Here is a 13,013-nt window from a genome sequence, read left to right on the forward strand (position 1 = left end):
GAAAGACGCTCATGAAAGTCATGATCCGCAAGAACGCCGAGGGCCAGCTCCTCGCCTACGTGCCGAAGAAAGATCTGGAAGAACTCATCGTGTCGCAACAGCACCCGAATCTCTGGGGCGGTTCGGTGACCCTGGCCAATGGCTGGACCCTGGAGCTGCCGGAGATGGCGGAGCAGACCTGCTTGCCCATCACGGTGGAAGCACGCAAAGTGGGAGAGTGAAGCCATGCACGCCGCCGATCTGCAACTTGCCTTGACCTTGGCCGATTCCGCGCCCGACACCCGGGCCGCCGTCACGGCCTTGCGGCAGTGTTTCCCAGCGCTGCGCGTCAGTGCGGTGGAGGCGGGCGACATGCGCGACGAGACTCCCGCCGCACAAGGACGCTTACGCACCTTGTGGCTAGGCGCGAGCGACGGCCATTGCTGGTATGTCACCAACGATCTGTCGCGCGCCGCCGCGCTGTTCGTCGCTGAGGGAGGTGTCGCATGAACTCCGATCTGGATGATGACTGGATCGCACTGTCCGAGCCTGACCTCGGCGAGGTGGAGAGCGAGGTGGTGCAGGCGGTCCTGCACGCGCCGCGCCTCAGCGAAGGTCCGTTTGCCGAGCGCTTCGAGTCCGCCTTTGCCGAGTGGGCGGGGCGGGACCATGCTGTGGCGGTGGCCAGCGGCACGCTGGGCGCCTTGCTAGCGCTGCGCGCGCTGTGGATTGGCCCGGGCGACGAGGTGATCGTGTCGGCCTACGGCTGGCGCCAACTTGCGCATGCGGTTGCCTGGGCCGGCGCGACCCCGGTCTGCGCGGAGATCGATTACTGGACCGGATGCATGAATCCGGCCCGCGCGGCGTCGCAAATCAACCCGCGCACAAGGGCGATCATGGCCGGCAATACCAACGGCCATCCCGCAGAGTGGCATGCGTTGCGCGAACTGGCGAATGTCCACGGCGTGACGTTGATCGAAGACAGCACTGAAGCCATCGGTTCGCGCTACGCAGGCCGGCGGGTGGGCAGCTTTGGCGATCTTGCGGTGTTCGACTTCTCCCAACCCAGCGCGCTGTGCGTGGGGGAGGGCGGCATGGTGGTCACCGATGATGCGGAGCTTGCCGCCGAACTGCGCATGCTGCGCCGGCGCGACATGCGCGATCGTCACTCTATCTCCGCAGGCAGCCGGGTGCCGCTGCAGGCCGCCATGAGCGAACTCACCGCGGCGCTGGGACTGGTGCAGCTCGCGCGCATCGAGCAGATCCTCATCCGACGCAAGCAGGTCGAATCCTGGTACCTCGAGCAGATGCGGACCTTCGAGGGAATCAAGCCGCCGTATCTGGGGCAGGACGTGGATGAAGTCCACTGGATGCTGTACGTCGTGCATCTCGGCGCGCGTTTCACCGCGAGCGGACGGCGGCAGATCATTGACGACCTCGCCGCCAATCACATCGAGACCGCCGCCTATTGCCTGCCGCTGCACCAGCAGTTTCATTACCAGCAGCTCGGCATGGCGCGCGGGCAACTCCCGCTGACGGATCGCATCGGCGACCGCTCGCTTGCGCTGCCCCTGCACGCCGGTCTGGATGAGGATCAGGTGCGTTTCATCGTCAAGACCCTCAAGGACGCCTCGGTGAATGTCGGCGCCGGGGCCGCAATCTATCTCTGAACGTCCAAGTGAAAGTCACGCCATGCATGCCGCACCTTCGCAGATTCACGCCATTAGCCGCTTGATCGCTGCTGGCAGCGTCATTCCCTACCTCGGCCCGGCCATGCTGTCGCTGTGCGCCGACGTGCAGATTCCCTCTACCCCGGAAGCGCTGGCGGAGAGCATGACGGCCAAGGTCAGCGTGCCGCACAAGATCCGCCGCCGCCTGACGCAGGCGGCGCAGTTCATCGAGAACTTCAAGCACCGCAAGACCGTGGTGAAGCTGATGAACGAGGCCTACGCCACGGCGCCAGCTCCCTCGCGCCTGCATCTGGCGCTGGCTGCCAGCGGCGCACCGCTGCTGGTCGACAGCTGGTACGACGACACGCTGCTCAACGCCATGCGGCAGGTCCATCCGCAAGGCGGTTGGGGGCAGGTGCAAGGGCTGTCGCAGTCGGAGCACTTCGGCGCTTGGACGGCGGCCTACGCGTCAGACGACACCCTGATGGGCAGTCTGGATGCGCCATCCCTGCCCCAGGGATGGAACACGCTGCTCTACAAGCCTCTGGGCGGTCGCACTCCGGCATCCAACTACCTCGTATCGGACACCGACTTTGTCGAGGTGCTGACCGAGATCGACATCCAGACGCCGATCCCGCAGCCAGTGCAGGCGCTACGCAGCGGGCGCAGCTTTTTGTTCGTCGGCTGCCGGTTCAACGACCAGCTTGCGCGCAATTTCGCCCGCCAGATCATGAAACGTTCTTCGGACACGCACTGGGCCGTCCTGCCCGATGCACTGACCCGCATGGAAGAGCGCTTCATCGCCGAGCAGAACATTCAGCGCATCGACATGCCGCTGGCCGAGTTTGCCGCCCGTCTGAGCGATGCGCTCACCACGACGGCGGCTGATAGACAGGCCGTTGCCGCCTGAGGCCTGCCTGCCTTGCAGACAAATCCAGTTTCATTTTTCTCCCTACTCTGACACTTGACACACCATGCCAATCCTAACCCTGCTCCCCTCCGGTAAGACCATCGACGCCGCTGCCGGCGCCACCATCCTGCAGGCCGTGCTTGCTGCGGGCGAAGCGATTCCCCAAAAATGCAACGGCAAGGCCGAGTGCGGCAGCTGCCATGTGTTCGTGCATGACGGGCGCAAGACCCTGTCCAAGATTCAGCGCCTGGAAAATGAAAAACTCGACACCCTGGTCGGTGTCAGTTCCAAGTCGCGTCTGGCCTGCCAGGCGGTGCTCGGTGATGAACCGGTGACCGTGGAACTGCTCAGCTTCGTCTAAGCGTCATGTCACCCTCCGCGATGTGCGCTCGAATCGCCAGCACCGCCCTGCTCGGCATCATCGAGCAGGCCGGACTGGGCGTGTTGACCCTGGCGGAGAACCTCAGCCGCGAGGATTTGTTGCGTTCACGCCTGACGCGCGACGAGGTCAGCCGGCAGTTGCGCATCCTGACCGAAAGCCTTGCAGCCCTGTCGACGGAGTTGCAGCAGGCGATGCCCGAGATTGACTGGCCGGGTTGGCGGCGCGTGGGCCTGCGATTGAGGGAGCCGCGCGGCGATCCCCACGACGAGGCGCTGTGGTTCGCCGTCGAGTCCCTGACCCCGGCGCTGCTGTTGTGGCTGCGGGTCTATCGCCGCAACCAGTCCGAACTGTTCGTGATGCGGGCTTGAGCGCAACTACTTGCCGATCCCTTTGCGCTCGGCTCTGGAGTAGTTGCTGAAGTGTCCCTCCTTGTTAGCCTGGCGGCGTGCGGAGGCGATAATGTCCTTGCTTTTTCCCGGCGCGGCGGGCGCGGTGACGCACTTGGCCAGATCGGCGCTGCCGCACTTTGGACACACCGGGACGGTGGAACTTCGCACCAGCAGTTCAAACCGGCTGTCGCAGGCGAGGCAACGATAGTCATAGATTGGCATGACGACCTCTCAGTCGGTGGTGTGCCGGGATGGCGCCTGGCAACCGCCGGCTGCAGCGATGCAGCCCTCGGTCGTGGCGGGACGTTGATGCGGCAGCGACAGGCCGATCCACGCATACATATGGGCGCTGTCGAATCCGACCATGCAGCGGCCTTGCTCGTCACGCATCAGCGGACGCCGGATCAGCAGCGGCTCGGCCAGCAGCAGGGAAAGGGCGGCCTCCGCGTCAAGCGATTCCGGGGTGACGCGTCCCTGCCTGACTGCGGGCGCCGCGCGGTTGAACCAGGCAGTCACCGGAAGCGGACCGAGGAACTCAAGCAGACGTTCGCGGCTCCAGGGTTCGGTCAGCAGGTTGCGCACGTCAAGCTGATGGCCTGCTGCGCGCAGCCAGTCCTTCTGTCGTGCGTTGCCGCTGCACCCGGGCTTTTCGTAGAAGGTGATGCGACTCATGGCAAATCTCCGGTGAAATCGCGAGTTTGACCCGTCCTGGAGAACCGTTCAGACCGGACGGTTTTCATACAGATTGCGCACTGGCCCCATCAGCTTCAGTCCTTCGTCATAGGTGATCGTGGGAAAGGCATCGTTGAACTTCATCGCGGCATCGACGATGGCATCGGTCTTGCCCGCCGTGTCGAGTTTTTTCAGATCGTTCTTTTCGAGGTAGAGCAGTTGCAGGATTTCGTTGTAGACCGTGGATTCGTCAATCGGCAGGACATAGAAGGCGGCGCCGCCATAGGCCACCTGATAGCGCTTGGACAGATCGACGTTGTCGCAGAACACGAAATACTTGCCTTGTGGCGCCAGCGCTTCGCCCAGCGCTTCGGCAAGCAACTTGATGTATTCGAAGGAGAGCAGGAAGCCGGCGAAGAAGGCTAAGTGCGCCTCGCCTTCTTCGGCTGCGGCGATCACCTGGTCCGAGCTGATTTCCGGCGGGCGCTTTTCGTCGGCGAACTGAGCGGCGAACTTTAGCGCAAGGTCGCCGCGGAAGCCGATGCGGCCCGGCTTGTGCGTCGGACCCTTGAGCAGGCTGTTGAGCAATCGGCCTTCGGTCTCGAGTCGGGCGAATGCGGTCTGGTCGATGGTGGTCATGTGATGGACTCCGCTGGTTGTATTGGGGGAACTTGAGCAGCGCCGGGCTGTGTCCGGAAGTCTCCCGAAACGCTGTTCGGAGACTGAAGAGAGCAACGACCATGCCTGCGGCGTCATCCGCCATCCCATCGCCAGGCGCCGGCGCGGCCGATGCCTCTGGAATCCTTGCAAACAGGGGTTTCGGCGTGTTCTTCCAAGCGTCCGGCAGGGTTGTCGCATCTCGGTGTGACGCCATGCGGAGCGGATTGGCTTTGTCGTCTTTCAAACAATCGGCACGTGGCCGCGCGATGATCTATTTTTGCCATAAATGTGAATGAAAACAATGACTTGATGTTATGCGCGAGTGGTGGCACGCGGTTTGCAAAGGATGAAGCGCGCGGACACCATGTCTGGCCCTCAAGTGGCTTCATAAGAAGACCATAGAGACACCCAAGGCTGCATAGCGATCGCGAACCGCAATTCTTGTCAACCTTGTCACTGATTGGAGAACTGAAATGACCGCACTCAGGCAAATCGCCTTTTATGGCAAAGGTGGAATCGGTAAATCGACCACCTCACAAAACACCCTTGCGGCGCTGGCCGAAATGGGACAGAAGATCCTCATCGTCGGCTGCGACCCTAAAGCGGACTCGACCCGCCTGATCCTGCACGCCAAGGCGCAGGACACTATCCTGTCGCTGGCGGCAGAAGCCGGCTCGGTGGAGGACCTGGAGCTGGAAGACGTGATGAAGGTCGGCTACCGCGACATCCGTTGCGTCGAGTCCGGCGGCCCGGAGCCGGGAGTCGGATGCGCAGGACGCGGGGTCATCACGTCGATCAACTTCCTTGAGGAAAACGGTGCCTATGACGGCGTCGACTACGTCTCCTACGACGTGCTGGGCGACGTGGTCTGCGGCGGCTTCGCCATGCCCATCCGCGAGAACAAGGCGCAGGAGATCTACATCGTGATGTCGGGCGAGATGATGGCCATGTACGCGGCCAACAACATCTCCAAGGGCATTCTGAAGTACGCCAATTCCGGCGGCGTGCGCTTGGGCGGACTGGTGTGCAACGAGCGCCAGACCGACAAGGAACTGGAACTGGCTGAGTCGCTGGCGAAGAAGCTCGGCAGCCGGCTCATCCACTTCGTGCCGCGCGACAACATCGTGCAGCACGCCGAACTGCGCCGCATGACCGTGATCGAGTACGCGCCGGAGTCGAAGCAGGCCCAGGAATACCGCACCCTGGCCGAGAAGATCCACGCCAATGCAGGCAACGGCACCATCCCCACCCCCATCACCATGGACGAACTCGAAGACCTGCTGATGGAGCACGGGATCATGAAGGCCGTGGACGAGAGCCTGATCGGCAAGTCAGCGGCCGAACTGGCAGTAGCCTGACCGCAACGATTGCCCAACGGCGGCGTCGCGGCTCGCAGCGCCGCCCCGAATCGAAGCAACAGCCAAGGAGCATCCACCATGAGTATGACGGTTGAAGAGCGCAAGGCCGAAAACCGGGCCTTGATCGACGAGGTCCTCAAGGCCTATCCGGACAAGATGTCCAAGCGCCGTGCCAAACACCTCGGCACCTACGAGGAAGGCAAGCCCGACTGCGGCGTCAAATCCAACATCAAGTCGCTGCCCGGCGTGATGACCATCCGCGGCTGTGCCTACGCCGGGTCCAAAGGCGTGGTGTGGGGTCCGATCAAGGACATGATCCACATCTCCCACGGACCGGTGGGCTGCGGCCAGTATTCCTGGGCCTCGCGCCGCAATTACTACATCGGCACCACGGGGGTCGATACCTTCGGCACCATGCAGTTCACCTCCGACTTCCAGGAGAAGGACATCGTCTTCGGCGGCGACAAGAAGCTCGACAAGATCATCGACGAGATCCAGGACCTGTTCCCGCTGAACAAGGGGATCACGGTCCAGAGCGAATGCCCGATCGGCCTGATCGGCGACGACATCGAGGCGGTGTCGAAGAAAAAGACCAAGGAATACGACGGCCACACCATCGTCCCGGTGCGCTGCGAAGGCTTCCGCGGCGTGTCGCAGTCGCTGGGCCACCACCTCGCCAACGACGCCATCCGCGACTGGATATTCGACAAGGTCGATCCGAACAAACACGAATTCCAGGCCACCCCCTACGACGTGGCCATCATCGGCGACTACAACATCGGCGGCGATGCCTGGTCCAGCCGCATCCTGCTCGAAGAGATGGGTCTGCGCGTGATCGCGCAGTGGTCCGGCGACGGCACCCTCGCCGAACTGGAGAACACGCCAAAGGCCAAGCTCAACGTGCTGCACTGCTATCGCTCGATGAACTACATCAGCCGCCATATGGAAGAGAAGTACGGCATTCCCTGGGTGGAATACAACTTCTTCGGCCCGACCATGATCGAGAAGAGCCTGCGCGAAATCGCCGGTTACTTCGATGACACCATCAAGGCCAAGGCCGAGGCCGTCATCGCCAAGTACAAGCCGCTGATGCAGGGGGTGATTGACAAGTACAAGCCGCGCCTGCAGGGCAAGAAAGTCATGCTGTTCGTCGGCGGCCTGCGTCCGCGCCACGTCATCGGCGCCTACGAAGACCTGGGCATGGAAGTGGTGGGCACGGGCTACGAGTTCGGTCACAACGATGACTATCAGCGCACCACCCACTACGTGAAGGACGGCACGCTGATCTATGACGACGTGACCGGCTACGAGTTCGAGAAGTTCGTCGAGAAGATTCAGCCCGATCTGGTCGGCTCGGGCATCAAGGAAAAGTACGTGTTCCAGAAGATGGGCGTGCCCTTCCGCCAGATGCACAGCTGGGATTATTCCGGTCCCTATCACGGCTATGACGGCTTCGCCATCTTCGCCCGCGACATGGACATGGCGATCAACTCGCCGGTCTGGGGACTGACCAAGGCACCATGGGCCGCCTGAGCCCGATGCCACGCAACCAAGTTTGAAGGAGAAAGTCATGCCGCAAAGCGCCGAAACCATCCTCGACCACGAGATGCTGTTCCGCGAGCCCGAATACCGCGAGATGTTGCAGACCAAGCGGGCGAATTTCGAATACCGTGTCCCCGCCGAGGACCTGGCCAGGACCATCGAATGGACCAAAAGCTGGGAATACCGCGAGAAGAACTTCTCGCGGGAGGCGCTCACGGTCAACCCTGCCAAGGCCTGCCAGCCGCTGGGCGCCGTGTTCGCCGCCAACGGCTTTGCCAAGACGCTGTCCTTCGTGCATGGCTCGCAGGGTTGCGTGGCCTATTACCGCTCGCATTTTTCGCGCCACTTCAAGGAGCCGACGTCCTGCGTGTCGTCGTCGATGACCGAGGACGCCGCGGTGTTCGGTGGCCTCAACAACATGGTCGACGGCTTGGCCAACGCCTACAACCTGTACAAGCCGGACATGATCGCGGTGTCCACCACCTGCATGGCCGAGGTCATCGGCGACGACCTGAACGCCTTCATCAAGACGTCTAAGGAAAAGGGCTCGGTGCCCGCCGACTTTGACGTGCCTTTCGCCCATACACCCGCCTTCGTCGGCAGCCACATCACCGGCTACGACAACGCCCTGCTCGGTGTGCTCAAGCACTTCTGGGACGGGAAGGCAGGAACGGCCCAGGCGCTGACGCGCAAGCCCGATGACAGCATCAACTTCATCGGAGGCTTCGACGGTTATGTCGTTGGCAACATGCCGGAGATCCGCCGGATCTTCAAGGCGTTCGACGCGGACTACACCGTGCTCTGCGACCCATCGGAAGTGTGGAACACGCCGACCGACGGTGAGTTCCGCATGTACGACGGCGGCACCACCAAGGCTGAGGTCGAGCGCGCGCTCAATGCCAAGGCGACCATCGTGTTCCAGCATTACAGCGCTGAAAAGACCGCCGCATACATCGCCGAAAAAGGCCAAGAGGTGGTGGCCCTCAACAGCCCGATCGGGGTATCGGGCACGGACAAGTTCCTCATGGAGTTGTCACGTCTGACAGGCAGGCCGGTGCCGGCCAGCCTGGTCAAGGAACGTGGCCGTCTGGTTGATGCCATCGCCGACAGTCAGGCTCACCTGCACGGCAAGCGCTTCGCGATGTATGGCGACCCAGACATGATGATCGGCCTGACCCAGTTCCTGCTGGAACTCGGCGCCGAGCCGGTGCATGTGCTCAGCACCAACGGCGACGAGGAGTGGGCGGAGCGCGTGCAGGGCATGCTCGACGCCAGCCCGTTCGGCAAGGGTTGCAAGGCGTATGCGAAAAAGGATCTGTGGCATATGCGCTCGTTGCTGTTCACCGAGCCGGTGGACTTCCTGATTGGCAACACCTATGGCAAGTATCTCGAGCGCGATTGCAACGTGCCGCTGATTCGCATGGGTTTCCCGATCTTCGACCGTCACCACTGGCACCGTTATCCGATCTGGGGCTACGAGGGCGCGATGCGGGTATTGGTCTCCATCCTCGACAAGCATTTCGACCGCCTGGATTCGAGCACCATCGAAACTTCTGTGACCGACTTCTCCTACGACATCATTCGTTGAGTCGGTGTGTCTGGATCATGCCGCGCCTGCCACCTTGCGAGCAGGGCGCGGCATGAAGCGAGTTTGCCAATAGGGGAGTGCGCCGTGCGTATCACATCCAAAGCCAGTTGTGCAATTTCCGCGTTGATCGACCTTGCGCTGCAGCAGCCCGGGACCTGCACCAGCCTGCAAAGCATCGCGACGCGACACAACATCTCGGTCTCCTATCTGGAGCACCTGTTCGCCAAATTGCGACGCAATGCGCTCGTCCGTTCGGTGCGTGGCCCTGGAGGCGGTTATGTCCTGGCGCGGGCCGCATCCACGATCAGTATCGCAGACATCGTGAAGGCGGTGGATCAGCATGCCGAACAAGCCTTTGACCATGCCATGCCTGTGGCGGGCGGGTTGACACCGGAAGCCCTTATTGCCGAGTCGCTCTGGGCAAGAGCAGACCTGTACTTGCATTGCATCCTGCAGGACATTGATTTGCAGAGTCTGGCCGAGCCCCTCCGCGATGCGCAGGTGGCAAAGAACGAAGCGCCGCAGTCGCAGCGATCTCCGGTGCTGCGGCGACCCAAGTCCATCGGCCAGACGCCGCCTGTCCGCGCAGTGACTTCCGTCTTTGATCTGGCGGAACTGGATAACTGATCGCTTGCGGCTGCGCGACAGCGGAGTTCCGGTGTCGGGTTCTTCTTGAGTGCACTGAACCGCCCCGGTTCGATGCCGGCTGATCCAGCCAAAGTGTTGGCGCCGATGCAATTCTGAACCACCGTGCCGACGCAATTGTGAGCCAGGGGTGGAAGCCGGTTTGTTGTTGCCCGGCTGTGAATCAGTGTAGAGGTTTGCCTTGGTCGTGGTCTCCTTCGTTGGTGGGTTGATGCCGAGAGGGAAGCTGCGCAGGGCGTCGCCCGGAGCGGCTTCCCTCTCGGCTGCGTCAGTCACTTGGCATTGCTGTCTGCGCGGCCTTGCGAGCCTGTTCGCGCGCCTTGATCCGAGTCTTGGCCTCAGCGGTGCTGCGCAGGAAGCGGATCGAGTCGTTGCCGGTTTCGACGATGTGGCAGTGGTGGGTCAACCGGTCGAGTAACGCCGTCGTCATCTTCGCGTCGCCGAACACGCTGGACCATTCGGCGAAGTCCAGATTGGTCGTGATCATCACGCTGGTGTGCTCATAGAGCTTGCTCAGCAGATGGAACAGTAGCGCGCCGCCAGCCTGGCTAAACGGCAGGTAGCCCAGTTCATCGAGGATCACCAGATCCAGCCGCAGCAAGCTGGCAGCGATGCGTCCAGCCTTGCCCTGAGCCTTCTCCTGCTCCAGTGCATTGACCAGGTCGACGGTTGAATAAAAGCGCACACGCTTGCCATGCTGCGTGATGGCGGACACGCCAATGGCTGTGGCCAGATGCGTCTTCCCCGTGCCCGGGCCGCCCACCAGGACCGCATTGTGGGCGGCCTCGGTGAACGTGGTCTCGGCAAGCAGCGCGATGAGCTTGCGGTCGATTGGTGAGACGTCGAAGTCGAAACCGGCCAAGTCCCGGTGCATCGGGAACTTCGCCGTATGCATCTGGTAGTTCACAGAGCGCATGGCGCGATCGGTCACCTCGGCCTGCAGCAGGTGTTCGAGTAGCCAGCGGCTGCTGGCGGCTTCCGAACGGTCTCCTTGCTCGGTCAGGTCGGCCCACGCTCCAGCCATGCCATGCAGCCGCAACTGCCTGAGTTCCACAGCGAGGTCACGCATGGTCCGCTCCCTCGTCGCAGGTCCGCAGGGCGTCATATCGCGCGGTATTGGCGATGGGCACGATGTTGACCTGCAGTGTCGTGGCCGCGTTCTGTGGCACGACCGTGGGCGTCAGTCGGCCCAGCACGTTGATCACATGTTCCACGCTGACGCGCCCCGATGGCGGCGCGTTCTCCAGGGCCAACTCCGCAGCGACGAGCACAGCGTCCAGTCCAGCGGTGGGCACAATCGCCAGCACTTGCGCCATGATGCGGTCGCCCCCTGCCGTGCGGAGAAGGCTGCGCCGCAAGCGCTGCAGTGGCTCGGGCATGTCGGCGAAGGGTGCCCCATTGCGCAGGGCGCCCGGCTTTCTCTGCACCAGCGGCACGTAGTGCTGCCAGTCGTAGCGGGTCTCACCCGCATTGCTCAGCCGCGCATGGCGCGCGACCTCCTTGTCGTCGGCAACGATCACCACCTGGCCGGGATACAGCCGCGTGCTGACGATCTGCCCGGCCCACTCGCTGGGCACCGAGTAGCGGTTGCGCGCCACCGACACGAGGCAGGTGCTGGACACGCGCGCGGGCTTCTCCACATAGCCGTCGAATGACATCGTCATTGGCAGCAGGTGCGGACGTTCGAGGTCGAGCATCTCGGCCACCGTGAACTGGTCGTGCTCGGGATGTCGCACCTCATCCCACAGCGCCCGGCAGCGATCGCCCAGCCACGCGTTGAGCTCGGCAAAGCTACCGAATCGCTCCTTGGCGGCTTGAATCCAGATGCGCCTGCGGCTGTCCTGCACGTTCTTCTCAACGACCCCCTTCTCCCAGCCAGAGGCCACGTTGCAGAAGTCCGGGTCATAGAGGTAGTGTGCGCACATCACAGCGAACCGCGCGTTGACCACCCGACCCTTGCCCTTGCGGACCTTGTCCACGGCGGTCTTCATGTTGTCGTAGATGCCGCGCCGAGCCACGCCACCCAGCGCCGCAAAGCAGCGTGTGTGCGCATCGAACAGCATCTCGTGACCCTGGCTCGGGTAGGCCACCAGCCAGAAGGCACGGCTGGCACATAGCTTCATGTGGGCCACCTGCACCCGGTAGTAGATCCCGCCGACCACCAGCCCCTCTTCGCTCCAGTCAAACTGGAATGCCTCACCCAACTCAAAGCGCAGCGGAACGAACGCCTTGCCGCCGGACTCTTGGCCGGCGGCTCGCCGCCATGCACGAATGAAGTCCGTCACGCGGCTGTAGCTCCCCGTGTAACCCGCCGCCTTGATCTCGGCGAACAACGCCTGCGCCGTGCGCCGCTCCTGCGGCGGCCGCCTCGCATCCACTTTGAGGGCCAGCTTGATGCTGTCCTCAAACGGCGTGAGCTTGCACGCCTGCGCCGTGCGCTGATACTTCGGTGGCTCTGGCACCTCGCCGTGCAACCACTTGCGCACGGTGTTGCGCGATAGGCCCGTCTTGCGCGCAATCTCGCGCTCGCTGAGATGGTCCCGGCGGTGTAGTCGCCGAATCTTGCCGATCATGTCCATGGTGATCATTCCTGCTGTCCCCCACCGCACAGAAATGCAGCAGGGTAGGTCGAACACCTGGTTCAGTTTTCGGTCGGCACAACCCTCAAAAGTGGCTCAATTTTCGGTCGGTAACAACACCAGCCAAAGGCCTCCTCGATGCGCTTGCGCACCTTCAGGCTGGTCTTATCACCCTCATGCCGTTTGATGCGGCCATCGACCGCCCTGCTTGTCCCAAGGCCTGGCCGCGCTCCAAGAATGGACGGCCCGAGCCGAGCGTGTGCGCACCCAACGACCGAAGGACAAGAACAAGCTCTACGCCCTGCATGCCCCGGAGGTGGAGTGCATCGGCAAAGGCAAGGCGCGCAAGCCCTACGAGTTCGGCGTGAAGACCGCAGTGGTGGTGTCGCCCCAGCAGGGGCTGATGCTGGGGGCACGCACCTTCCCCGGCAATCCGTATGACGGCCACATCCTGCATGCGGCGCTGGAGCAGGCCACTATCCTGATGCAGGACTGGAGCGTCTGCATCCAGCACGTCGTCGTCGATCTGGGCTTTCGCGGGGTGGATGGCGACAACCCGGACCAGCGCCTCATCCACCGCGGCAAGTTCAAGAGTCTGACTGCATAGCAGCGCACCTGGCTGCGTCGCCGCTCAGCGGT

At 62.8% G+C, this 13,013-nt stretch carries 15 protein-coding genes and 1 pseudogene; 11 read left to right on the forward strand and 5 right to left on the reverse strand.

Translation table 11 applies throughout. The features are described from left to right. The first annotated feature begins 11 nt into the window (after positions 1–11). The 6 genes from nifT to ACZ47F_RS09115 all read left to right on the forward strand — a co-directional run bounded on the left by nifT (position 12) and on the right by ACZ47F_RS09115 (position 3,309). On the forward strand, positions 12–221 hold the full coding sequence (gene nifT / locus ACZ47F_RS09090) for a putative nitrogen fixation protein NifT (protein WP_464924406.1): 210 nt from the start codon (positions 12–14) through the stop codon (positions 219–221). A 4-nt stretch (positions 222–225) separates the two neighbouring features. Next, positions 226–489, forward strand: a complete 264-nt coding sequence (locus ACZ47F_RS09095) for a hypothetical protein (protein WP_464924407.1) — start codon at positions 226–228, stop codon at positions 487–489. Between the two features lie 8 nt (positions 490–497). Further along, positions 498–1,649: a DegT/DnrJ/EryC1/StrS family aminotransferase gene (locus ACZ47F_RS09100; RefSeq protein WP_464926613.1), complete on the forward strand. Its 1,152-nt coding sequence runs from the start codon at positions 498–500 to the stop codon at positions 1,647–1,649. 22 nt (positions 1,650–1,671) lie between these two features. Beyond that, positions 1,672–2,559 carry an SIR2 family protein gene (locus ACZ47F_RS09105; protein ID WP_464924408.1) on the forward strand — a complete coding sequence of 296 codons (888 nt, stop codon included), beginning with the start codon at positions 1,672–1,674 and terminating at the stop codon, positions 2,557–2,559. A 64-nt stretch (positions 2,560–2,623) separates the two neighbouring features. Further along, on the forward strand, positions 2,624–2,920 hold the full coding sequence (locus ACZ47F_RS09110; RefSeq protein ID WP_464924409.1) for a 2Fe-2S iron-sulfur cluster-binding protein: 297 nt from the start codon (positions 2,624–2,626) through the stop codon (positions 2,918–2,920). Positions 2,921–2,925: 5 nt separating this feature from the next. After that, complete coding sequence (locus tag ACZ47F_RS09115) at positions 2,926–3,309, forward strand: hypothetical protein (protein WP_464924410.1); 384 nt, start codon at positions 2,926–2,928, stop codon at positions 3,307–3,309. 6 nt (positions 3,310–3,315) lie between these two features. Here the strand turns inward: ACZ47F_RS09115 and ACZ47F_RS09120 are convergent, their stop codons facing one another. Genes ACZ47F_RS09120 through ACZ47F_RS09130 form a run of 3 tightly spaced genes read right to left on the reverse strand, consistent with a single transcriptional unit; the run spans position 3,316 to position 4,641 of the window. Then, on the reverse strand, positions 3,316–3,552 hold the full coding sequence (locus ACZ47F_RS09120) for an FmdB family zinc ribbon protein (protein WP_464924411.1): 237 nt from the start codon (positions 3,550–3,552) through the stop codon (positions 3,316–3,318). A 9-nt stretch (positions 3,553–3,561) separates the two neighbouring features. Further along, positions 3,562–4,002, reverse strand: coding sequence for an ArsC/Spx/MgsR family protein (locus tag ACZ47F_RS09125; RefSeq protein ID WP_464924412.1), 441 nt, complete (start codon positions 4,000–4,002; stop codon positions 3,562–3,564). Positions 4,003–4,050: 48 nt separating this feature from the next. After that, positions 4,051–4,641: a hypothetical protein gene (locus tag ACZ47F_RS09130; RefSeq protein WP_464924413.1), complete on the reverse strand. Its 591-nt coding sequence runs from the start codon at positions 4,639–4,641 to the stop codon at positions 4,051–4,053. Positions 4,642–5,135: 494 nt separating this feature from the next. Here ACZ47F_RS09130 and nifH point away from each other — a divergent pair, with 494 nt between their 5' ends. The 4 genes from nifH (at position 5,136) to ACZ47F_RS09150 (ending at position 9,777) form a co-directional block, all read left to right on the forward strand. Beyond that, positions 5,136–6,020, forward strand: coding sequence for a nitrogenase iron protein (gene nifH / locus ACZ47F_RS09135; RefSeq protein WP_464924414.1), 885 nt, complete (start codon positions 5,136–5,138; stop codon positions 6,018–6,020). A gap of 78 nt (positions 6,021–6,098) precedes the next feature. Next, a complete protein-coding gene (nifD, locus tag ACZ47F_RS09140; protein WP_464924415.1) occupies positions 6,099–7,553 on the forward strand; it encodes a nitrogenase molybdenum-iron protein alpha chain in 1,455 nt (484 codons plus the stop codon). A gap of 37 nt (positions 7,554–7,590) precedes the next feature. Continuing rightward, positions 7,591–9,150, forward strand: coding sequence for a nitrogenase molybdenum-iron protein subunit beta (gene nifK, locus ACZ47F_RS09145; RefSeq protein WP_464924416.1), 1,560 nt, complete (start codon positions 7,591–7,593; stop codon positions 9,148–9,150). 84 nt (positions 9,151–9,234) lie between these two features. Then, entirely contained in the window at positions 9,235–9,777 is a 543-nt protein-coding gene (locus ACZ47F_RS09150; protein WP_464924417.1) for an Rrf2 family transcriptional regulator, read from the forward strand. A 286-nt stretch (positions 9,778–10,063) separates the two neighbouring features. Here the strand turns inward: ACZ47F_RS09150 and istB are convergent, their stop codons facing one another. Beyond that, on the reverse strand, positions 10,064–10,864 hold the full coding sequence (gene istB / locus ACZ47F_RS09155; protein ID WP_464924246.1) for an IS21-like element helper ATPase IstB: 801 nt from the start codon (positions 10,862–10,864) through the stop codon (positions 10,064–10,066). Beyond that, on the reverse strand, positions 10,857–12,374 hold the full coding sequence (gene istA, locus ACZ47F_RS09160; RefSeq protein ID WP_464926573.1) for an IS21 family transposase: 1,518 nt from the start codon (positions 12,372–12,374) through the stop codon (positions 10,857–10,859). The genes istB and istA overlap by 8 nt, the downstream gene beginning before the upstream one ends. 238 nt (positions 12,375–12,612) lie before the next feature. On the opposite strand from istA, the pseudogene ACZ47F_RS09165 reads away from it, so the two are divergent. Beyond that, positions 12,613–12,978 (forward strand): annotated as a pseudogene (locus ACZ47F_RS09165) (transposase); the annotation flags it as partial. Between the last annotated feature and the right edge of the window lie 35 nt (positions 12,979–13,013).

This window comes from Thiomonas islandica, assembly GCF_055383445.1.